General features: G+C 41.9%; 22 protein-coding genes. 19 read left to right on the top strand and 3 right to left on the bottom strand.

Going from position 1 to position 20,788, the window contains the following annotated elements; all coding sequences use genetic code 11:
* Positions 1–177: 177 nt before the first annotated feature.
* Positions 178–384: a hypothetical protein gene (locus M3204_RS08135; RefSeq protein WP_251480666.1), complete on the bottom strand. Its 207-nt coding sequence runs from the start codon at positions 382–384 to the stop codon at positions 178–180.
* A gap of 134 nt (positions 385–518) precedes the next feature.
* Between M3204_RS08135 and M3204_RS08130 the strand changes: the two genes are divergently transcribed.
* Positions 519–1,250, top strand: coding sequence for a lysophospholipid acyltransferase family protein (locus M3204_RS08130; RefSeq protein ID WP_251480664.1), 732 nt, complete (start codon positions 519–521; stop codon positions 1,248–1,250).
* Between the two features lie 145 nt (positions 1,251–1,395).
* On the opposite strand, the gene M3204_RS08125 is transcribed toward M3204_RS08130, so the two are convergent.
* Complete coding sequence (locus tag M3204_RS08125; RefSeq protein ID WP_251480662.1) at positions 1,396–1,617, bottom strand: hypothetical protein; 222 nt, start codon at positions 1,615–1,617, stop codon at positions 1,396–1,398.
* A gap of 165 nt (positions 1,618–1,782) precedes the next feature.
* Between M3204_RS08125 and ilvA the strand changes: the two genes are divergently transcribed.
* From ilvA to M3204_RS08045, 16 genes are all read left to right on the top strand, one after another.
* Positions 1,783–3,051, top strand: a complete 1,269-nt coding sequence (gene ilvA, locus M3204_RS08120) for a threonine ammonia-lyase IlvA (protein WP_251480660.1) — start codon at positions 1,783–1,785, stop codon at positions 3,049–3,051.
* 172 nt (positions 3,052–3,223) lie between these two features.
* Positions 3,224–3,427, top strand: a complete 204-nt coding sequence (locus M3204_RS08115) for a twin-arginine translocase TatA/TatE family subunit (RefSeq protein WP_251480658.1) — start codon at positions 3,224–3,226, stop codon at positions 3,425–3,427.
* Positions 3,428–3,534: 107 nt separating this feature from the next.
* Positions 3,535–4,308, top strand: a complete 774-nt coding sequence (gene tatC, locus M3204_RS08110; RefSeq protein WP_251480656.1) for a twin-arginine translocase subunit TatC — start codon at positions 3,535–3,537, stop codon at positions 4,306–4,308.
* A 168-nt stretch (positions 4,309–4,476) separates the two neighbouring features.
* A complete protein-coding gene (locus M3204_RS08105; RefSeq protein ID WP_251480654.1) occupies positions 4,477–4,875 on the top strand; it encodes a hydrogenase maturation nickel metallochaperone HypA in 399 nt (132 codons plus the stop codon).
* Positions 4,838–5,494: a hydrogenase nickel incorporation protein HypB gene (gene hypB / locus M3204_RS08100; RefSeq protein WP_251480769.1), complete on the top strand. Its 657-nt coding sequence runs from the start codon at positions 4,838–4,840 to the stop codon at positions 5,492–5,494. The genes M3204_RS08105 and hypB overlap by 38 nt, the downstream gene beginning before the upstream one ends.
* Entirely contained in the window at positions 5,482–7,761 is a 2,280-nt protein-coding gene (hypF, locus tag M3204_RS08095; RefSeq protein WP_251480652.1) for a carbamoyltransferase HypF, read from the top strand. The genes hypB and hypF overlap by 13 nt, the downstream gene beginning before the upstream one ends.
* 2 nt (positions 7,762–7,763) lie before the next feature.
* Positions 7,764–7,988, top strand: a complete 225-nt coding sequence (locus M3204_RS08090) for a HypC/HybG/HupF family hydrogenase formation chaperone (protein ID WP_251480650.1) — start codon at positions 7,764–7,766, stop codon at positions 7,986–7,988.
* Entirely contained in the window at positions 7,972–9,084 is a 1,113-nt protein-coding gene (gene hypD / locus M3204_RS08085; protein ID WP_251480648.1) for a hydrogenase formation protein HypD, read from the top strand. The genes M3204_RS08090 and hypD overlap by 17 nt, the downstream gene beginning before the upstream one ends.
* Positions 9,084–10,085: a hydrogenase expression/formation protein HypE gene (gene hypE, locus M3204_RS08080; RefSeq protein WP_251480646.1), complete on the top strand. Its 1,002-nt coding sequence runs from the start codon at positions 9,084–9,086 to the stop codon at positions 10,083–10,085. Before hypD ends, hypE begins: the two co-directional genes overlap by 1 nt.
* 159 nt (positions 10,086–10,244) lie before the next feature.
* On the top strand, positions 10,245–10,496 hold the full coding sequence (locus M3204_RS08075) for a DUF2535 family protein (RefSeq protein WP_251480644.1): 252 nt from the start codon (positions 10,245–10,247) through the stop codon (positions 10,494–10,496).
* A 275-nt stretch (positions 10,497–10,771) separates the two neighbouring features.
* Positions 10,772–11,614, top strand: a complete 843-nt coding sequence (locus tag M3204_RS08070) for a DegV family protein (protein WP_251480643.1) — start codon at positions 10,772–10,774, stop codon at positions 11,612–11,614.
* A 166-nt stretch (positions 11,615–11,780) separates the two neighbouring features.
* Positions 11,781–13,490, top strand: a complete 1,710-nt coding sequence (locus M3204_RS08065) for a sensor histidine kinase (protein ID WP_251480641.1) — start codon at positions 11,781–11,783, stop codon at positions 13,488–13,490.
* Positions 13,491–14,047: 557 nt separating this feature from the next.
* Positions 14,048–15,022 (top strand): nucleoside hydrolase, encoded by a 975-nt coding sequence (locus tag M3204_RS08060; protein WP_251480638.1) that lies wholly within the window; start codon positions 14,048–14,050, stop codon positions 15,020–15,022.
* 104 nt (positions 15,023–15,126) lie between these two features.
* On the top strand, positions 15,127–15,705 hold the full coding sequence (locus tag M3204_RS08055) for an SCO family protein (RefSeq protein ID WP_251480636.1): 579 nt from the start codon (positions 15,127–15,129) through the stop codon (positions 15,703–15,705).
* Between the two features lie 134 nt (positions 15,706–15,839).
* Positions 15,840–16,634, top strand: coding sequence for an SGNH/GDSL hydrolase family protein (locus M3204_RS08050; protein ID WP_251480634.1), 795 nt, complete (start codon positions 15,840–15,842; stop codon positions 16,632–16,634).
* 150 nt (positions 16,635–16,784) lie between these two features.
* Positions 16,785–17,366 carry a YpmS family protein gene (locus M3204_RS08045; protein ID WP_251480632.1) on the top strand — a complete coding sequence of 194 codons (582 nt, stop codon included), beginning with the start codon at positions 16,785–16,787 and terminating at the stop codon, positions 17,364–17,366.
* A gap of 76 nt (positions 17,367–17,442) precedes the next feature.
* Here M3204_RS08045 and M3204_RS08040 read toward each other — a convergent pair whose 3' ends face one another.
* Positions 17,443–18,207 (bottom strand): DUF4397 domain-containing protein, encoded by a 765-nt coding sequence (locus tag M3204_RS08040; protein ID WP_251480631.1) that lies wholly within the window; start codon positions 18,205–18,207, stop codon positions 17,443–17,445.
* A gap of 633 nt (positions 18,208–18,840) precedes the next feature.
* Here M3204_RS08040 and rsgA point away from each other — a divergent pair.
* Positions 18,841–19,914, top strand: a complete 1,074-nt coding sequence (gene rsgA / locus M3204_RS08035; RefSeq protein WP_435367703.1) for a ribosome small subunit-dependent GTPase A — start codon at positions 18,841–18,843, stop codon at positions 19,912–19,914.
* A 339-nt stretch (positions 19,915–20,253) separates the two neighbouring features.
* A complete protein-coding gene (msrA, locus tag M3204_RS08030; RefSeq protein ID WP_251480628.1) occupies positions 20,254–20,787 on the top strand; it encodes a peptide-methionine (S)-S-oxide reductase MsrA in 534 nt (177 codons plus the stop codon).
* Position 20,788: the final 1 nt, after the last annotated feature.

The following is a 20,788-nucleotide window of genomic DNA, read 5'->3' as shown; positions in this document are numbered from 1 at the left end:
CTTTAACAGAGCCTTAGTGTTAAGGAAATTATAAAATTGTTTAGTTCTGGATAACTGCATGTAGTATTCTTAATACAGTTCCAGCGCCTAGCCCCTCGAGTCGCATGTCTAGCTGAGGCTCCTAACTCCTCGAGACGCTTCGGTCCTTGCCAATGAAGTCAAAGAACGACTTCACTGTCAGGCCTTCCAGCGCTTTTCGGAGTTGAACAGTCGCCTTCGCTTTACGAATTGTCTAGTTGCGCCTCCTAGAAACTCCGAAACTTCAACTCCCCCGGCAGAAGCAAAAAGCGCTTCTTTGTTGGAGTCTCCAGTTTCTGCGTTTCTGGACAGTCGGCTATACATTTCGATTTCGCTCCTACCAATGAAGTCAAAGAACGACTTCACCGGTCGGCCCTCCAGCGCTTGTCGGGGCTGAACGAGGCGCTTGCGCTTTTAGTTCTGGATTAATTTCTTGCTACATATAGTTTTAGCTCATCAAATCCTTTATAATGGCTACAGAATAGCCTGAGGAGGAAACAATGCTTCGACTTATTGCATGTTTTTTGTATATGGGTGGCTACCTTGTATGCAGCTTACCCAAGCTTTCAAGAATTAGAAAATTGCCCCAAGATATGGCGCCCGAAAAAAAAGACAAGTTGATCAATGAAACACCAAAAAATTGGTCCAAAACTTTCATGGCATTGACAGGCTCAGAGGTAGTGGTTGAAGGGAAACATCTTATCCCGGAAGGCCCGGTTCTCTTTGCCAGCAACCATGAAGGGAATTTTGATATTCCTGTACTCATCGGAGCTATTGACAAGCCTTTTGGCTTCATTTCAAAAATTGAAGTGAAAAAAGTGCCGATATTATCCTCGTGGATGGAAGCCATCAACTGTGTGTTTTTGGATCGGAGAAACCGTGAAAAGGCATCGGAATCAATCATGTCTGGTGTGGAACTTTTGAAAAAAGGGCACTCTCTTGTTATTTTCCCTGAAGGAACGAGAAGCAAGGGCGGGCCAGTTGGAATTTTTAAAGCTGGCGGTTTCCGTCTTGCAAAAGATTCGGGAGTTCCGATTGTACCAATTTCAATTGAAGGGACATCGGATGTATTTGAGAAAAATGGCCGGCTGGTCAAACCCGCTAAAATTAAAGTCATCATCTCTCCTCCTCTGTATAGCCGCCAATACAAGGACAAGGATTTAATTACCCTCGCCGGAGAAGTGCGGGACATCATTATCGATGTTCGGAATGCAAAGCGGATTGCATCTTAAGTGAAGGCTGTTTTCACATAGAGTGTTATTTTGTATAAAGATTTTTCCGCGCAAAGGTTCCGTCGTGAACATCAAAAGCCCCTGCCATGTCTGCAGGGGCTTTTCATTTTATTACGAATACTGGCTGGATGAAATTCATTGATAACTATTCGAATTGTGCGAGGCTTTCCATCATTTGCTTGAATTCAGCAGGGATGCAAAAATCATCGGCTCTGAAATTATCTCGGATCCATCTTACCATCTCAAGCGGACTGTTGAAGTATTCTCCGCTAGTGTCACTTTTCCGAATCATGTAGCGTCCATTGTCCTCATCTACCGTAACCTCTACAGGCAAAGCCCCATCAAAACTGTTCAATGAAAATTCCATTCATTCTTCCCTCCAGGATCTTTTCGTTATTATATGTTATTTTACTACCATTCTATTCAATCTTAAAGTATAAGATTTTAAATATTAAAAAAATTCACTCGATATTTTTCTTTTTCATGATATAATGGACAAATTAATATTTTTGGCGAAGAGAGGGTGACAATTATGGAACAAGAAACATTGAAGAAAAAATGGGTGAATGTTGAAGATATTCTTATAGCCCATCGGCATCTTAAGGAGATTGTTGCCCATACACCATTGCAATTGAACCAGCGCTTATCAGAAAAATATGAGGCTGATATCTATTTGAAACGTGAGGATCTGCAGCATGTCCGTTCCTTTAAGTTAAGGGGAGCTTATTATTCAATGAAGCTATTGTGGGATGCAGGGCTTGACAGTGGAGTAGTTTGCGCCAGTGCGGGCAATCATGCTCAAGGTGTAGCATACGCCTGCAGGCAACTGGGTGTGAACGGGAAAATCTTCATGCCGGCGACAACACCAGGACAAAAGGTCAGTCAGGTAGAGATGTTCGGGCGTGAATTTGTTGAGATCGTTTTGACGGGTGATACCTTCGACGATTCCTATCGTGAGGCCAGGGCATGCGCCGAAAGGGAAGGCAGGGAGTTTATCCATCCTTTTGATGATGAAAAAGTAATAGCTGGCCAGGGAACTGTTGCAGTCGAAATTTTGAACGACTGCCAGGAATCCGTTGATTACGTCGTCGCAAGCATCGGCGGAGGGGGATTGATGGCTGGGTTGAGTACATACATAAAAAGTGTATCACCAGCGACACAGCTGATTGGTGTCGAACCGAGAGGAGCCGCTTCGATGGGAGCTGCTTTTGAACAAAATGGTGCTTTTCCTCTTGAACAGATTGATACTTTTGTCGATGGTGCGGCCGTTAAATGTGTGGGCAGCAAAACATATGAGATCTGCAGGGAAAACGTCGATGGACTTGTTGAGGTTCCAGAGGGGAAGGTTTGCACAGCAATCCTCGAGCTATATAATGAGCATGCCATCGTCACTGAGCCGGCAGGTGCTCTGCCTATTGCAGCCCTTGATCTGCTGAAAGATCAAATCAAAGGTAAAACTGTTGTCTGTGTTGTCAGCGGGGGGAATAATGATATTGGAAGGATGCAGGAAATCAAGGAACGCTCGCTGCTTCACGAAGGACTGCTCTATTACTTCATCGTCAATTTCCCTCAGCGTGCCGGCGCATTGCGTGAATTCTTGGATGATGTACTGGGTCCCGGTGACGATATCACAAGGTTTGAATATACGAAGAAGAACAACAAAGAAAGCGGCCCCGCACTGGTAGGCATTGAGCTTAAGAATAAGCATGATTACCCGAGGCTAATCGCCAGCATGGATAAAAAGGGTTTCACATTCATGGAATTGAACAAGGACAATCAGCTGTTTAATTTACTGGTATAATATTAATAATAGATAATTAAGGAAAGATGTTATAGAATAGGGAATGTCACACAACGTTGGTTTTTGGCGTGCTTTGTGAATTTCTTATGAACTTTCACGGCTTTCCTCCATTTCGGGGAGTAAAAGTACTATAATCATAGTAGATTTACAAAATGAAGAAGGAGATGTTGATATGTTATCAAACATCGGAGTTCCTGGATTAATCCTAATCCTTGTTTTAGCATTAATTATTTTTGGACCAAAGAAGCTTCCTGAAATCGGCCGAGCCTTTGGCCAGACTCTTCGCGAATTCAAGAAATCAACTCGTGAATTGACAAGCGATGTCATGGAAGAATTTGAAGAAGAAAAGAAGGAAATCACGAAAATTACTAAATAAGGTGTAAGATGCTTTTGTCTTACACCTTTTTTAATCAAGGCGGCTTCGTACACACGGAGCCTGCCTGATTCAAAAAAAGCACCACAAGGAATTGGCAGGGGATTGGTATGGAAGATAAAGAATTGAATCTGGTCGATCATCTTGATGAACTGAGGAAAAGGCTGATTCTTTCAGCGGTGGCCTTTATTATCTTTTTCGGCATTGGGTTCTTCTATGTTGAAGATATTTATAATTTTTTTGTGCGTGACCTGGACGTAAAGTTGATTGTTCTTGGTCCGAGCGATATTGTTTGGATATACTTTATGCTTGCCACCATAATTGCGATTGCAGGTACTATACCGGTGCTGGCCACCCAGATTTGGCTGTTCGTGAAGCCTGCGCTTAGACCGATCGAAAGGAAAATATCACTTTCGTATATCCCTGCATTATTCATCCTGTTCCTCGTGGGTCTTGCGTTTGGATATTTTGTCATTTTCCCGACGGTCCTGAATTTCCTCGTAGAACTAAGCGGGGATATGCTCGTCACGAACTTTACGGCAGAAAGGTATTTCAAGTTCATTATGCATATGACGATCCCTTTCGGTATATTGTTCGAATTGCCGGTTGTCGTCATGTTCTTGACATCGCTCGGAGTCATTAATCCCTATGTCCTTGTTAAGATCAGAAAATACGCATACTTTGTGCTGATCATCATATCAGTCGTTATTTCGCCGCCTGATTTCATGTCGGATATAATTGTTACGATTCCGCTGCTGCTCTTATATGAAATCAGCATCAATCTTTCGAAAGTTGTCTATAAGCGGAAGCTGAAGAAGGAAAAAGAATGGCAAGAGAAATATGGTGACATTGAAGAAGATAATAGTGAGGAATCCTCCTTGTAAAAGACTGTCAGAATTATTCTGGCAGTTTTTTTTATGTTTTCTCCTTCTTTTGTACAGCGGCACTATATTTCTCTCATTTGAATTATTGATTCCGCATAAGCTTTAAATAAGGTGTCCACTTGCTGCTATTTTTTAAGAAAGTCAAAAACACATAGGATTGATGAGATTATGCACGAAATGGCATTAATGGGTGAAGTAATAGACATCATCAAGGAGGATGCGGCTTCAAAAAGAATAATAAAAATTGACATGGTTGAACTATTAGTCGGAGAAATCAGCAATGCAATGCCAGACGCACTTAAGATGGCGTTTGAAGTTTATAAAGAACAAAATGCCTATTTTTTTGAGAAGAATGCGAGGATCTTTATCCAAATTGAAAAGGCACTGGCAGAATGTATCCTGTGCTCAAAATCTTACGTGCCAGACAACAACAGGATTTCCTTTTGCCCTGTCTGCGGCCTTCCTTCTGGCAAAATCATTTCCGGTGAAAGTTTTCAAATTCTATCTTACGAGGGGAGTGGGGATGCTGATGAAAGTAACGTTGCGCACCGATGTGCTGACCAATAATAATAAAGCTGCTGATTATAACCGGGAATTATTCACCACGACGAAAACACTTGTCATAAATTTGATGAGTTCACCAGGGGCAGGGAAAACTACACTGCTCGAAGAAACGGTCAGTGTGTTGTCGAGAAAATACCGTATCGCTGTAATAGAAGGGGATTTGGCGACTGAGAAGGATGCGGACAGAATCAGGAAAGCTGGCGCAAAGGCTGTCCAAATCAATACACATGGAGGTTGCCATCTCGATGCAAGGATGATTGCCGCAGTTCTTCCGGAATTCGATTTGGAGGAAGTCGACGTTTTATTTATTGAAAATGTCGGCAACCTTGTCTGCCCTTCGGGGTATGACCTTGGACAGATGCACAAAGTGGCGGTCCTGAGCGTGCCTGAAGGCAATGATAAAATTCCGAAATATCCAGTGATGTTCATGCGGACCGAATTGGTGCTGCTGAATAAAATCGATTTGCTTCCATATCTTGATTTTAACGTCGAGAAGGCAAAGAGGGATTTGGAAGGGATCAACCTTTCCTCTAAACTGATTCCTGTTTCAGCCAAATCAAAAGAGGGGCTGTTAGACTGGTTTAACTGGATAGAAGAGGCATATAAAACATGTCAGCAATGACCGTTGCTGTTCTGGGGAGAGTACAGGGAGTCGGGTTTCGGCCATTCGTCTTTAAAATAGCCAATAAACATCGAATCATTGGTACGGTTCAAAATAATATGGATGGTGTGAAAATTCATATTGAGGGAATGGAGACGGATCTCGAGGCATTCCTATTTGACCTGCAGGAAAATCCTCCAAGACTTTCAATCATAGATGATGTCATCATCAAACCGGCAAAAGCAGTTGGTTATAAGGATTTTTCTATAATACCCAGTGAACGGGCTGGAGCATCAATGTTAGTGCTGCCCGTGGATTCAGCTGTTTGTAATGACTGCCTGAAGGAAATGAATGACCCAGCAAATTTCCGTTTTGATTACCCTTTTATAAATTGCACTCAGTGTGGACCACGCTACACGATCATCAGAGATCTTCCATATGACAGGACATTTTCCTCTATGGATACTTTTCGCATGTGTCCTGATTGTGAAAAAGAATATAAAGACCCGCTGAACAGAAGGCATCATGCCCAGCCAATTGCCTGCCCTAATTGTGGACCGGCCGTTACGCTTTACAGTCAACAAGGAGCATTGAATGGGAAATCAGCTCTCAATAAAACGAAAGAGCTGATTAAAGGTGGAGCGATAGTGGCAATCAAGGGATTGGGAGGATACCATCTTTGCTGTGATGCTGCCAATGAAAAAGCAGTAGCTTTATTGCGGACGAAAAAGATGCGGCCCTCAAGGCCTTTGGCAATCATGGCTGCAGATATCAAGGCAATAAGTGAAATAGCTGCTTTAAATCATAGTGAAGTGAGTCTGCTTAAAAGTCCCGAAGCCCCAATTGTTGTACTCAGGAAAAAAAATGGGTACCATCTGCATGAAAATATAGCCCCAGGAATGAGTACAATAGGCGTCATGCTGCCATATACCCCGCTCCATCATTTGTTGTTTAAAGAGAACGAAATACAGTATTTGGTGATGACTAGCGCAAATCCTTCTGGACTGCCCATTTTATATAACGATGAGAATGTCTTCGATTATCTGGACGATATTGCTGATTATTATCTTTGCCATGACCGTGAAATCCTCCACCCTGTAGATGATTCAGTAATCCAGGTTGTGGATAACCACAATGATTTTATGAGAAGGGCAAGAGGATATGTGCCAGATCCCATTCATTCTCGATTCAATGTTCATGGAATTATCGGCTTTGGCAGCCAGGAAAAATCAACCTTTGCACTGGGAAGAAACAGCCAGATATTTGTTGGGCCGCATATAGGCAGCTTGGAGAATTTTGAAACAATCGAACATTATAAAAGAGAATTGAGCAACCTTTTAAATTGGATACAAACACCATATCTTACTGCCGCAATAGATTTACATCCGGGATATGCTGCGAGAGAAATACTAAAGGCTTATCCATTCGCAGAAGTTATCGAAGTCCAGCACCATCATGCCCATATGGCAGCATGTATCGCGGATAACGAGCTTAGCGGGGAGGTATGGGCAATCATCCTTGACGGCACAGGCTATGGGGAGGACGGGAATATATGGGGCTTCGAGATTTTACATGGGAATGAAGTTGAGTATGAGAGGATGGCTCATTTAAGCTATACGCCCTTGCCTGGAGGGGAGAAAGCGATAAAAGAACCGTGGAGAAACGCGGGCGCGATGCTTATGGCTCAATGGGGAGAAGAAGGAGAAGCCTTGGCTGCAGAATTATATCCGTCCAAGACTACCGAACTATTTATCTTGAAGACGATGATGAATAAAAAGATTAACAGTCCGCTTGCTGGCACGTGCGGAAGGCTGTTTGACGCCGTCAGTGCGATATGCGGGCTTGGTGAAGTTTCAACATATGATGGCGAGGCTGCGATAAAACTCTCAGAGCTTGTTGAAGGTGTCATGGGTTGCGATGAAATATATTCATTTGAGATTAAGGAAGGCAACGGACTATTAAGCTATGATTTTAGCCTAATGCTAAAACGAATCGTACATGAACATTTAAGCGGCAAAGCAGCAAGCGAGATCAGCCTCAAGTTCCATGAAACGATTGTCCAGGCACTTGTCCAGGGGATGGAGAAGCTGAAAAAAAAATCAGCATTTGCCACAAGGAAGATTGTTTTGTCTGGCGGCAGTTTCCATAACAGATATTTAAAAACTAGACTTGCAGCGGAATTATCTGATCGAGGGTTTGAGGTATATTCACATAAAAAACTGCCCTGTAATGATGGTGGTTTGAGTTTTGGCCAATTGATTGTGGCTGCTGCAAGGAGGGGGAAATAATCATGTGTGTTGGTGTCCCGGCGAAAGTGGTCGAAAAAAACGAGTTTATGGCGGTTGTCGATGTGATGGGCTCTACAACAAATGTTGGGATTATTTTTGTTCCTGAAGTACAAACCGGCGATTTTGTGATCGTCCACGCCGGACAGGCGATGTCAATCATCGATGAGGAATTTGCTATGGAAAGTGTTGAGGAATGGAGGAAGCTTGCAGATGCTAGAACTCCTTAAGCAATCGTCAAATCCAGAAATATGCAGGCCGCTGGCTGAGGCTGTAAAAGAAAAGGCAAAAGAGTATTATCGAGTGCATGGCAGAAAGCCAGCATTCATGGAGGTCTGTGGGTCACATACAATGGCACTCGCAAGGTCAGGAGTCAAGCAGGCATTGTTAAACGAGGTCAACCTGATTTCTGGACCTGGATGCCCAGTTTGCGTTACAGACCAGAAATCCATTGATGCGATGATCGCGCTGGCAGAAGGTGAAGGGCGCATCATCTGCACCTTCGGGGACATGATGAGGGTGCCAGGTTCTAGGTATACTCTTATGTCTGCCAAGACAGCAGGAAAAGATATTCGAGTATTGTATTCACCAATGGAAGCCATAAAAATTGCCGAGCAGCATCCAGATAAGGAAATCGTCTTTTTAGGAGTGGGCTTTGAGACAACAATTCCGATTCTCTCCCTGCTGATTGGGGAAGCGGATCAACGAGGTCTTGGGAACTTTTCAATATGGATGGCGACAAAATTGGTGGAACCGATACTAAGGTATTTACTTGATCAGGGAGAGACCCAGATTGATGGTTTTCTCCTGCCGGGGCATGTATCGATTGTACTCGGTGAGGGCTCGTATAGCTACTTGGCCGATGAATATAACATATCTGGTGTGATTACAGGCTTCGAGCCCGCAGAATTGTTAAGCGGAATATATAAACTCATCGACATTGCTGCCAGTCCTGAAGCAAAGATATTGAATGACCACAAGAGCATTGTAACGAAGCAGGGTAATATCGTCGCCAGAAAGTGGATGGCTACTTATTTTACACATTGTGATGAGGCATGGCGGGGAATAGGCATCATCCCGAAAAGCGGCCTTGATTTTAAGCCAGGGTATGAAAGATATAATGCGAAGAAACGGTTTAACGTGCGAATGGAAGAACCTCGAAAAACGAAGTGCAGATGCGGGGAAGTCATACGTGGGCTGGTCTCTCCTAATGAATGCAGCCTATTCGGCAAGGCGTGCAAGCCGCTGAATCCAATTGGCCCCTGTATGGTATCAGCTGAGGGAAGCTGCTCTGCTTATTATCAATACATGAGGGAGAGTATTTAATGGGAAAAATAATCAGCCTGGCTCATGGCGATGGCGGTGAGTTAAGCCACCGATTGATTAAGGATGTATTTGTGAAGATATTTGGAAATAATGAAGAATCGTTGTTTGATGCTTCAGTCGTGGACATTCCAGGCAGCCTGGCAGCGGTAACGACGGATTCCTTTGTGATAAAGCCAATTTTCTTCCCGGGTGGATCAATCGGGAAGCTTGCTGTTGCCGGAACCGTCAATGATTTAGCTGTAAGCGGAGCAATACCTTTATATATTACCTGCGGTTTCGTGATCGAGGAAGGGTTTCCGATAAGTGACCTCAAGAAAATCGCAGAGGATATGGCTGAAGAAGCATGTAAGGCAGGTGTCAAAATAGTTGCCGGGGATACAAAAGTAGTAGAACGCGGCAGCGCAGATGGCGTGTATATAAATACCACCGGGATCGGAGCTTATTCCCGGAGCTTTGGCAACAGACTCTCCTTCAAAGAAGGAGATGCTGTGATTGTGACTGGAACAATCGGTGATCACGGGATTGCCGTTCTTGCAGCTAGGGGTGATCTGGGCATCAATGTACCGGTCAAAAGTGATTGCGCTTCTTTGAACAAAATGCTGGATAAAGTCTATCAAAACAGTGAAGGTGTACAAATTGTCCGGGATCCTACCCGCGGGGGGGTTGCTACTGCTCTAGTAGAACTCGCAGAGGATTTTTCTTTGGACATCCTTATAAAAGAGGAGCTTTTACCTGTAAAAGATCAGGTACATGGGATGTGCGACCTTATAGGGTACGATCCATTGTATTTAGCGAACGAGGGGAAAGCAATACTGATTGTTTCAGCTGACGAGAAAGAAAATATACTTGAAATACTTACATGTTTTCCGGAAGGCAAGGATTCTGTTGTTATTGGAGAAGTGACCGGCACAGAAAAAGGGCGGCTGCTTTTAGAGACTCCTCTTGGTTCAAAAAGGCTGCTGTCTAGGCTTGCAGGGACGATGCTGCCAAGGATATGTTAATTTCGCAAGGACTCAGCAAAAGGATAGATAAGAATGTAACAAGGATTTTATTGTCCGGTAAACTCCATAAAAAAATTTATTTATCCGCGCAATCAGACACATTTCGACCGTGATTTAGGGTATAATATAATCAAACGGGTATAAAAGAGGATTGATATTTTGTTATTCAAAAGCCTAGAGTTCAAAAATGTTGTTGGACAGAAGGTTAAAGTCGTGGAAATTCCTGTGTTAGAAGAAGAGAGTCCCTATTATTTTATGATCCAAGTCCGTTTGCAAACTTTCATAACAGCGATCTATCAGGAACGAAACGCAAGGAAGTTTTATTCATTCAAAGAGTATTTAAAAAGAGTTATGAAATGGCCGGATTTTGAACAATTATTCAAATCGGCCGAGCTGAAAAATAACGCATAAGGTTTTATCTTTGAAGCGCCTATAATGGCGCTTTTGTTCTTTTATAAAGACCCTTTTTTAAGATGTTTTCATACCTTGTTATTTTATATAACTTTTTACCTTTTTCTTCTGTATTGCTTTATTTATGATGTAACTCAAAAGAATTCGAGAACGCTGCAAATTTATCAAAGATGCCAAGCTTTGCTTTTATAAAATCTGGAAGAGATAGAATATTTTTATTTGCATTTAGGAACATGTATAATAGTAGTAGTGTTTTTTTGATAGGATGTGAGTTTATGGCTAAAATTAAAATTGTCACGGATTCTACCTGTGACCTGAATGATGAAATCATCAAAAATATGGGCATTATTGTTGTCCCATTATCTATTTCCATTAATGATGAGAACTATTTGGATAGGGTGGACATTACTCCAAAAGAATTCATGGAAAAAATGAAAGCTTCACCTGAATTGCCAAAAAGCTCCCAGCCGCCTGCTGGTGAATTTATGAAGGTGTATGACCAGTTTGGCAGTGAAGGGTATGAGATAATTTCTATCCACATGACCGGCGGCATGAGCGGAACTGTACGTTCTGCAGAAAGTGCTGCGCAAATGACAAGTGCAAAAGTGAACGTAGTCGATTCCCGTTTTATTTCCAAGGGATTGGCTTTCCAGGTTCTAGAGGCAGCAGAAATGGCTGCCGAGGGCAAAACAGCCGAGGAAATTTTGAAGAGACTGGATAAGGTCCGTGCCCACACTCGCTTGTTCGTTGTGGTCGATACACTTGAAAATTTGGTAAAAGGCGGCCGAATCGGAAAAGGCAAGGCTATGATCGGTTCCCTTTTGAATATCAAACCAATTGCTTCACTGGAAGGAGGGGAATACACACCTGTTTCCAAGGCTAGAAGCCATTCACAGGTCGTGAAATTCCTTAGAAACCAGTTTGTCGAGGATGTAAAAGGAAAGACAATTAAAGGTGTAGGACTGGTGCATGCGGAAGGTTTGGATTTGGCTGTTAGGGTTAAAGAGGCAATAAATGAATCCACAGGGTATGGAGCTTTCGCCATCGAGGAAACCACACCTATCGTAAGCACCCACACTGGTGCAGGTGCAATAGGTTTTATGTATTACTTCGAATAGAACAGGGTCCTGAATCATCTGGTTCAGGATTTTTTTATCTATTTGTTCGCTTAGATGGTCATTTTTCGTCTGGAAAATAAAATTTGAGAGCCACTAAATTCCATGTTAAAAATTAATCATAGCGTCAATTGTATTTGAATTACCTTAAAGTTTTCTGGGAAAATCCTTGTTTAAACAGGATTTTTATGTCATTACGTCGAATAATCTCATTAATTCACTCTTGAATGGAACGGATTGTGACAATGTACATATGAAGCTCAATTTAAAGGACTTACCATTGTTCAATAAAATATTGATGTTTTCGTTCTTGATCACCACGATTGTTGTTGTATCTACGATCGGAAGCAGTTTTTACCTGCAGTCCAAACAGCTGAAAAACAAAATGGAGGACAGAGTTGAGGGGGTGGCTGGCCTCTGGTCATCCACTTTTTCTCCTGATGATATTAAACAGGCTGCTGAATTTAGAGATATAAATAATTCCTCAACCATCCGGCTTGTGAAGCTGCTCACGATGGTCGGTGATAAGAGTAATTCCTTCCTTGGAGCATATCTTATCTTGCCGCAGGAGTACCATAATAACAAGGTTTATGTCCTGGCAGCGTCCGATATTTATAAAGAGTACTCTTTTAACTCGCTGATGTATTATGATGCTGGAGAAGAATTTTTAAGTGGCTATAGAGAGGCCAGAGACAATAAGTCCATCGCGAGTACAGATATATTTGATGATCAATACGGAACTTGGATTTCTTCCTTTGCCCCCATTATTGATGAAAAGGGAGACGTCGTAGCCATTCTCGGCATAGACTCAAAAGCTTCTGTCATAAGGGAAAACCAGGCGGAAATATTGTTTATCCTGCTTTTGGAAATGGCCTTTCTTCTTGTTGGCGTATATTTGGTGTTGAATTGGGGTTTTAAAAAAGTACTGAAGCCAGTAAATGATTTGTTTTACGGCATAAAAGAAATCAGTTCAGGAAATTTTAGCGTCCGCTTGCCGGTGCATGACCAATCAGAGTTGAGCTTGTTGAGCGACCGCTTTAATGAAATGGCATCCCAGCTTTCACAATTATTCGAAAGAGTATCGGCGGCTTCAAAGCAATTAGGCCAAACTTCGCTCAAGGATCGAGATTCACTGCTCTTAGAAGAAGCGATAAACACAATGGAAGATATATTTGAGCGGACGAAATTACAACAGGAGCTGCAGAGAGCGGAAAAAATGAATGCCATTGGACAGTTGGCGGCATCTGTTGCCCATGAAATCAGGAATCCCATGACTGTAGTTAAAGGTTTTCTGCAGATTTTCCTCGCGAAAGATATGAGTGAAGAAGAGCATATGTTTTTGAAGCTTATGATCGAGGAATTAAACAGAGCTGAAACCATTATCAATGATTATCTAAGCCTAGCAAAACCTGATCTTGGCAAACTTGAACTCATAGACAGCAGGGATATGGCAGAAAAGGTAATGGACCTGATGACCTCGTATTCAATGATGTCGAAGAATATTTCCCTGCATACGGAGTTGAAAACGAATGTTAAGATAAGGGGCAATAAAAACGAATTAAAACAAGTGCTGATCAATATCCTGAAAAACGGCATCGAGGCGATGAAAGACGGCGGAAAGCTAAGCCTGATTTTAGAAAAACAGGGTACTTATGGAGTTTTCATCATCCGGGATACCGGTATAGGAATGACTGAGGAGGAACTTTCCAGGCTGGGAACAGCATTTTATTCGTTGAAGGAGCGCGGTACGGGCATGGGTTTGATGGTCTGTTACCAGATTGTTGAGCGGATGAAAGGACATATAAAGGTCTCAAGCAAAAAAGGAGAAGGAACTACCTTTGAGATAATGGTCCCGATATTTTCAGAAAGCCCTGAGTAAATGTTAACGGCTTTACTTGTGAGGTGCAAAACGGTAATCGCAGACCATATCAAATAGCAAATCACATAAACTTCTTAGAATATTTCACAATTAAAAAGGCTTAGAGATATTTGCATCTCTTAGCCTTTTTTGAATTTTCCTATTTTCACTAAACTCGTAATCTTTAACCGTTCATTAGACGCTAAAGCGAGTTTGATAAATAAGCGGAGAAGTTTCTCTTAATCTGGAAATAGCATCGAAAATAGCTTGAATAGACGGAAATATTCCGACTATTAACTCGAAAAACGTGAAAATGATTAATTTTGCTTTGCTTAATCGGAAAATTTCCGCTTATATACCCCTAACCAGCTCAATTCTGCAAACTAACCGAAAAATCTCCGCTTAACTTAGTGACTCAATTAAGGAAAAGGCTTCTTACTAAATTAAAAAACATTTTCATATGTGTTTTACATTTTTTGAACCTTTAAAGTTAACCCGTTAAGTAAATTTCAGGGCTTTTAAAGTTTTTGCCATTATTTTCTGCACCTTCAATATAATTTTAGAAGGGGGTGTCCGGTATGGCAAAAAAAGTGCTTTTTTTTAGTGATTTTGGAATTGATGATAATATCGCGATTGTTTATGCATTCTTTAATAAAGAACTCCAAATCGTCGGAGTAGTCGCCGATTATGGAAATGTGTCCAAGCAGGATGCACTACGAAATGCGGCCTATATACAAGAGCTTACCGGCATACGTGATGTACCTGTTTTTGCAGGAGCAGAACTGCCGCTGACAGGAAATCTGCCTGAGTATTATCCCGACGTCCATGGGGTTGAAGGGTTAGGACCAATCATTCCAGACATTGATATTGATGTTTCGATTGAGAATTTTCATGGTATCCAGGAAATCATCGAAAAAAATCCAAATGAAATTATTATCGTGAATGTAGGGAGATTATCTTCGCTAGCTGCTGCGTTCATACTTTATCCTGAAACGATGAAAAAGGTTAAGGAGTTTTATCTAATGGGCGGGGCATTCAATGAACCGGGAAATGTTACCCCGGTTGCAGAGGCGAATTTTCATGGAGATCCTTATGCAGCTAATATTGTCCTCACTCAGGCAAAGAATAAAGTGAAAATCATACCATTGAATGTTACAAGCGGGGCAATCGTGACACCGGCGTTAATCAATGAGCTTGACACCCATTACCAGGCGGTCGGCAGCAAGGTGGGAAAATTAGTAAAACCAATGTTCGATTATTACTACAAATTTTATAAGACCAGGACGCCGGGCTTAACAGGCGCTCCTCTGCATGATGTGCTAACATTTTGGGCAGTTGTGAATGATGAGCACATGACATACCGTGATATTCCAGTAAAAATTATCGTGAATCTTGGTGAAGCATTTGGACAGAGCATTGGAGATTTCAGGAACACAGTAGACAAAGTAGATTATCCAGTCCACAAAGTAGCTCTCAATTTCCCTTATACCGAGTTTATCAAGGACTTCTACAAAACGATGAAAAACTCCCAAAATAGAAGTGATTTAGTCTAATTGTACTGCTGAATTCACATTTTTAACGCATCTTTTTCTTTCTTCTCTCAAATCCGTCTGCTAGAATGGTTGTGGAGATTATCAGAGAGAATGCAGGTGATTCTATGAAAAAGAATATTTTGTTCATCATTTTTGCTGTTTTAATTGTATTTGTTGCAGGCTGTGGAAATGGCGGCCTTAAAGATGCCAAGAATTATCCAATTGAGGATTTTTCTTTTACAAACCATGAAGGCGAAGCCTTTGGAAAAAAAGATTTAAAGGGTAAAGTCTGGGTTGCTGATTTTGTGTTCACAAACTGTGCGGATGTATGCCCGCCAATGACCGCGAATATGGCAAAGCTGCAGGATATGATTAAAGAGGAAGGGCTTGAGGATGTTGAAATTGTTTCCTTCAGTGTGGACCCTTCAGTCGACAGCCCTGAGATCTTAACAGAGTACGGGAAAAAGTTTAATATCGATTTCGCAAATTGGTCCTTCCTGACAGGATACACCCAGGAAGAAATTGAAAAATTTGCTCTTGAAAATTTTAAGACATTAGTTAAGAAACCAGAGACAGGTGACCAGGTCATCCATGGAACTGATTTTTATCTTGTCGATCAGGACGGTAATATGAGAAAGTACTATACAGGACTGAAGGAAGTCCCATTTGAACAAATAATCGAAGATATTAAAGCACTTCAATAGGCCGCATATGTGGCCTGTTTTTTTGCCTTTTGATTATAATATAAGTATAGAGAGACGCAGGTTCATCCATTAAAATTTAATGGAGTTGGTCTAAGTGATATAATGGGATTACTTTTAAAGGCAGGTGAACAAGATTGAAGAAAAAACTCACCTTACTTTATTTCTGTCTGGCCGTCTTATTAGTCTCATGCAGCCAGATTGACAGCTTGCAAAAAGGGAACTTTAATAAAGTTAAGGAAACGGGAGTGGAATTGAAGAATGCCCTGCCGGATTCATTTTTCCCGAAGGATTTACATATTGTCGCCGCAGGTGATTCACTTACCCAGGGTGTCGGGGACAGTACAAATTCCGGAGGGTATATACCATATCTCGCCGACCAGCTAGAAAAAGAAAAGACGATCAAGAATGCAAACTTTGAAAATTTTGGGGTCAGGGGAAACAGGGCAGACCAGCTGCTTGCGAGGCTGGAAAGCAAGAATATGCAATCGTCCATTCAGGATGCGGATCTGATCATCTTGACGATTGGCGGAAACGATTTGATGAAAGTGGTAAAAGAGAATTTCTCCAGCTTGAAACTGAACTATTTCAAAGCAGAAGAAAAAGTTTTCGAGGAAAACCTTCAGACCATATTCTCAAAGATCCGAATCCACAATCCCGAAGCACCGATTATATTAATCGGTCTGTATAATCCCTTTTATAATTGGTTTGCAGATGTGAAGGAAATGAATCAAATTGTAGACGAGTGGAATGGAAAAAGTCGGCTAATCGTTGAGAACGATCGGAATGCTTACTTTGTTGATATTCATGATATTTTCCTTAATAATGAAGAGAATTTGCTTTACACGGATTATTTTCATCCAAATGACAGGGGTTACCAACTGATCGCTGACCGGGTGTATGAGATCCTTGACCAGCAAGTCATTGAGTAATTGATTTGTTGATATTCCTTCTAATCATAAAAAAAATGTGAATTTTTATGGTTTTAGTAGTTCATTGCTAAGGAATATGGGGAAATGTATAAATAATAATCTGTTAAAACAGCAATGGAAAATAGCAAGGGAAGAGGAGCTACAAGATTGATGAAAAACAGATGGAAAATTGGATTTTTTATTTTACTGGGAATAATTGTCGCAGCAATCCTGTTTTTATGGATCTTGGCAGTTTCTCCAGCGGAGGAATCAAAGATAGAACCTGCGAAGAAAAGTGCAGATTCCGATGATGTTGCTTTTCAAGTATCAACAAACAAGCGTGATCTGAACAGGGTGATCAATCACTATATCGAGGAAGAAGGCAAAAAAAGCAGTATCGACTATCAGGTTTTGCTGACTGATGAAGTTGAGCTTTATGGAACTCTCCCTCTATTCAGTCAGGAACTGGAATTAAGGCTGACATTCGAGCCGCAGGCACTGAAAAATGGGGATCTGATCCTTAACCAAAGGGAGATTTCGGTCGGTAAGCTGCGCCTTCCTGTTTCGACCGTGCTAAAATTCGTCAGTGACAGCTATGATTTGCCTGAGGCCGTCAACATACAGCCTGAAGAGGAAAGAGTCTATGTTTCGATGCAAAGGCTTAAGCTCAAGAGTGATATTAAGGTTCGTGTAAATGAATTCGACCTGAAAAAAGATAATATTAAAATTACATTGCTTGTTCCAGCTGACTAAGGTGCTCCCAAGGGAGTACCTTTTTCATTTCAGCTATGCTCTTAAAATGGAATGAGGCCGGATGACCGGCCCCTCATCAACCCTGTAATAAAAGCACCTCAAGAGGCGGTTCACCTTTTGCAGTACCCACAGCAACGATAGAATACGCGTTGTTAGGTTCAAGTCTGACTTCTGGAATTGTCAGCACAGTGTTCTTTGTTCCCGCCACTCTTGCCTCCAGCGTAACCGTCATAGGCGTTAGGGCAAGGTAGGTAGTAGCTTGTTTGAAAGAAACGTTAGGAAAAATGATATCCCCGTTTTTCCCTGCTATATCAACAGCCGGTGCATCAGGTGATAGGTGAATGAAACGTACTTTTGTTTCTCCGACAGGTGTTTGCGGCTGGTCCTCGAAAGTCAGGAGCCTAAGTTTATTTTCTGGTCCTGAAATTACCGCTGTATATATCCTTCCAGGCTCAACAGTGATTTTTTTGCTAATGACAGTTTTTGCATCTGTCCCTGCAGGATAAACGTCCACCTGATATTTACCTGAAGGCAGCTGCATATGGCTGCTGTTGTTTTTATAAGCAAAGTCACGGAGCACGCGGCTGCCATTAACATATATATCTACGGTTTTCACGTCAGGGGAAGCATGCAAAAACCGCAGCTTAGAAGGCATGGCAGTTGCCGGATTGGCAGATACCGTATCAGAGCGCATCATCTGGATTGCTTTTTTCAGATTGCGGAGGTGTTTATGATAATACATGACATGCATATTTGGATCCAGGTATTTATAGTAATCTGCTAATAAACCGTACATAGCGGCTTTTTGCAAATAATCATTCTGGTTTCTTGAATTGGCCATACCCCTCACTCCTAATGTGTTCAATATTCCTTTATAAAATATGCAAAATGGGCATGTCAGGTGTGAGCGGGGTAATTCGGCGTTTTTTTCAGTAATAGAAAAAGACGATAAATAGGAAAACCGGGAAGTTAGCCAGTAATTTAAATTAATCCAACATCATGTGAAATCCTTTTTAATTTTTAGGCTGTGTTAAAGGTCATTGTTGATTTTTAAGCTCTGTTGATTGGAGTGGAAGGCGCGAAGACTCCTGCGGGATGAACGGGTCAGGGGAGACCCCGCAGGAGTGAAGCGACGAGGAGGCTCCCCGGGCCGCCCGCGGAAAGCGAAGCGCCTGGAACGCAAATCAACAGCCAAGTTTAACAGAGCCTAATTTTAAAAAAGGAATGGAATTAAGAAAAACATCTTTACATCAGGAACGATTTTCCATATACTATAAATAATTAATCGAGAGGCAGGTGGAGTGCAATGAGCAAAACGTTAATTGTTTTTAAGCTGACTATTACTTATTGCGCGGCCCACTAACCTAAGCGGACGGTAGACGATTTGTCTTTTTTTCTGCATGCTTATGAACCACGGGCCGTGTGTGCCTGTGGTTTTTTTATATTTTCTAAGTATGATGGAGGAAAAATACAAATGACTAAACTTGAAAGTATCGGAATGACATCTGACATGACCAGTAATTTCGAAGAATATAAACAAAAAGGGTTCGAACTAGGCAGGATTGCCCTTGAGCATAAGCATATGTATAGGGTGTGGCTTGAGGACGGAGATTACCTGTGCACCCTTGCCGGCAAGTTGACTTATGAGGCAGTTGGCCGGGAAGACCTGCCAGCAGTCGGGGATTGGGTTGCGGTGAAAACCTCGGCTGGAGAAAAGAAAGGAACCATCCAGGGAATTATGCCAAGGAAAAGCAAGTTTTCCCGAAAGGCTGCGGGAATGGTTACGGAGGAACAGATTGTAGCAGCCAATATAGATACAGTATTTATTGTGAATTCACTTAATGATGACCTGAACCTGCGAAGAATAGAAAGATACTTGCTGCTTGCCTGGGAGAGTGGAGCAAACCCGGTTATCATATTGAGCAAAGCTGACTTAACAACTGACCTCGAAGATAAAATGGATCAAGTGTCAGCAGTAGCTCTAGGAGTTCCGGTCATTGCGGTAAGTGTGCTTAACGAAAACGGAACTGACGAATTGCAGAGATTTCTTGCGCCCGGAAAAACGATAGCCCTTATTGGTTCGTCGGGTGTTGGCAAATCAAGCCTTGTCAATTCTTTGACTGGTTATCAGAAGCAGGCTGTACAGGATATCCGTGAAAGCGATGATAAGGGAAAACACACAACGACACATAGGGAAATGATTATGCTTCCAGGAGGCGCCGTACTTATTGACACTCCTGGAATGAGGGAAGTCCAATTATGGACGAGTGATGAGGGAATCAGCGAAAGCTTCGCTGATATCGAAGAATTTGCATCAGCATGCAGGTTCCGCGATTGCATGCACAATAATGAGCCAGGGTGTGCAGTCCGGGAGGCCATCATTGAAGGCGAACTCGATGAAGATAGGTTTGCCAGTTATAAAAAACTGCAAAGAGAGCTGGCTTATATTGACAGGAAGGTCGATAAAAAAGCACAGGCAGAGGAAAAGCGCAATTGGAAAAACATCAATAAAGAAATTCGCCAAAAAACCAAATTCAAAGGGAAATAAATTCAGCCTCTTCTTCGGAAGAGGCCATTTTCTTGTGAAATAAGAAAGCATAATATCCTCTTCGAGAATTGTCAGCTCCATAATAAGTGAGTAGGGGTTCAGAATGTGTTTTTTGCTTTAAAAGTTATACAATAGGGAATAAGTATTTGAGTAGGCTGCTTTTTTGTTAGTCTTTATTCGCAAATTTGTTATTTTTACACATTCCTTGGAATAAGAACAACTCGAAAAGCGCCCGAGGCTAAAGATCAATACTGGATATAAAGTTTATACGAAAAGCTACAAGCACTGCGATAACAGGCTCACGTTAAGAAGGAGCATAAAAAGAAGAGGTGTTGAAATATGGAAAAGCAAAAGCTCGAGCATTCGACATTTGCCGGGGGCTGCTTTTGGTGCATGGTCAAACCATTTGATGAACAGCCAGGAATAGAAAGCGTCGTTTCAGGCTATACCGGAGGCACAACTGTGAACCCTACATACGAGCAGGTTTGTACCAACAAAACTGGACATTATGAAGCAGTTCAAATAACCTTTGATCCTGCTGTTTATCCTTATAAAAAGCTGCTGGAGCTTTTTTGGCAGCAAATAGATCCGACAGATTCAGGCGGACAGTTTTATGACCGTGGCAGGTCATACCAAACAGCTATCTTCTATCATAGTGAAGAACAGCGGATCATCGCTGAAGATTCGAAAAGGGAGCTTGAAGAAAGCGGACGGTTTTCGAAGCCGATTGTTACCGAGATTTTACCGGCAAAAGAATTTTATCCCGCTGAGACTTACCATCAAGGTTTTTATAAGAAAAATCCGGAAAGATACAATGCTTATCAAAAGGGATCTGGCAGGGAAGCATTTATCAGGAATCACTGGGGGGAATAAT

Origin of the sequence: Mesobacillus subterraneus (assembly GCF_023715485.1) — a bacterium.
In the GTDB taxonomy this organism is placed as follows: Bacteria; Bacillota; Bacilli; order Bacillales; family Cytobacillaceae; genus Mesobacillus; species Mesobacillus subterraneus_B.
This window is presented reverse-complemented; position numbering and strand designations above follow the sequence as displayed.

Bases quoted from the DNA above. Each gene is read 5' to 3' on its own strand.
- M3204_RS08090 (WP_251480650.1), top strand. From the start codon at position 7,764: ATGTGTGTTGGTGTCCCGGCGAAAGTGGTCGAAAAAAACGAGTTTATG.
- M3204_RS08070 (WP_251480643.1), top strand. From the start codon at position 10,772: ATGGCTAAAATTAAAATTGTCACGGATTCTACCTGTGACCTGAATGAT.
- hypE (WP_251480646.1), top strand. From the start codon at position 9,084: ATGGGAAAAATAATCAGCCTGGCTCATGGCGATGGCGGTGAGTTAAGC.
- ilvA (WP_251480660.1), top strand. From the start codon at position 1,783: ATGGAACAAGAAACATTGAAGAAAAAATGGGTGAATGTTGAAGATATT.
- rsgA (WP_435367703.1), top strand. From the start codon at position 18,841: ATGACTAAACTTGAAAGTATCGGAATGACATCTGACATGACCAGTAAT.
- M3204_RS08060 (WP_251480638.1), top strand. From the start codon at position 14,048: ATGGCAAAAAAAGTGCTTTTTTTTAGTGATTTTGGAATTGATGATAAT.
- M3204_RS08045 (WP_251480632.1), top strand. From the start codon at position 16,785: ATGAAAAACAGATGGAAAATTGGATTTTTTATTTTACTGGGAATAATT.
- M3204_RS08055 (WP_251480636.1), top strand. From the start codon at position 15,127: ATGAAAAAGAATATTTTGTTCATCATTTTTGCTGTTTTAATTGTATTT.
- hypD (WP_251480648.1), top strand. From the start codon at position 7,972: ATGCTAGAACTCCTTAAGCAATCGTCAAATCCAGAAATATGCAGGCCG.
- M3204_RS08040 (WP_251480631.1), bottom strand. From the start codon at position 18,207: ATGGCCAATTCAAGAAACCAGAATGATTATTTGCAAAAAGCCGCTATG.
- hypB (WP_251480769.1), top strand. From the start codon at position 4,838: ATGAAAGTAACGTTGCGCACCGATGTGCTGACCAATAATAATAAAGCT.
- tatC (WP_251480656.1), top strand. From the start codon at position 3,535: ATGGAAGATAAAGAATTGAATCTGGTCGATCATCTTGATGAACTGAGG.
- hypF (WP_251480652.1), top strand. From the start codon at position 5,482: ATGTCAGCAATGACCGTTGCTGTTCTGGGGAGAGTACAGGGAGTCGGG.
- M3204_RS08105 (WP_251480654.1), top strand. From the start codon at position 4,477: ATGCACGAAATGGCATTAATGGGTGAAGTAATAGACATCATCAAGGAG.
- M3204_RS08130 (WP_251480664.1), top strand. From the start codon at position 519: ATGCTTCGACTTATTGCATGTTTTTTGTATATGGGTGGCTACCTTGTA.
- msrA (WP_251480628.1), top strand. From the start codon at position 20,254: ATGGAAAAGCAAAAGCTCGAGCATTCGACATTTGCCGGGGGCTGCTTT.
- M3204_RS08115 (WP_251480658.1), top strand. From the start codon at position 3,224: ATGTTATCAAACATCGGAGTTCCTGGATTAATCCTAATCCTTGTTTTA.
- M3204_RS08125 (WP_251480662.1), bottom strand. From the start codon at position 1,617: ATGGAATTTTCATTGAACAGTTTTGATGGGGCTTTGCCTGTAGAGGTT.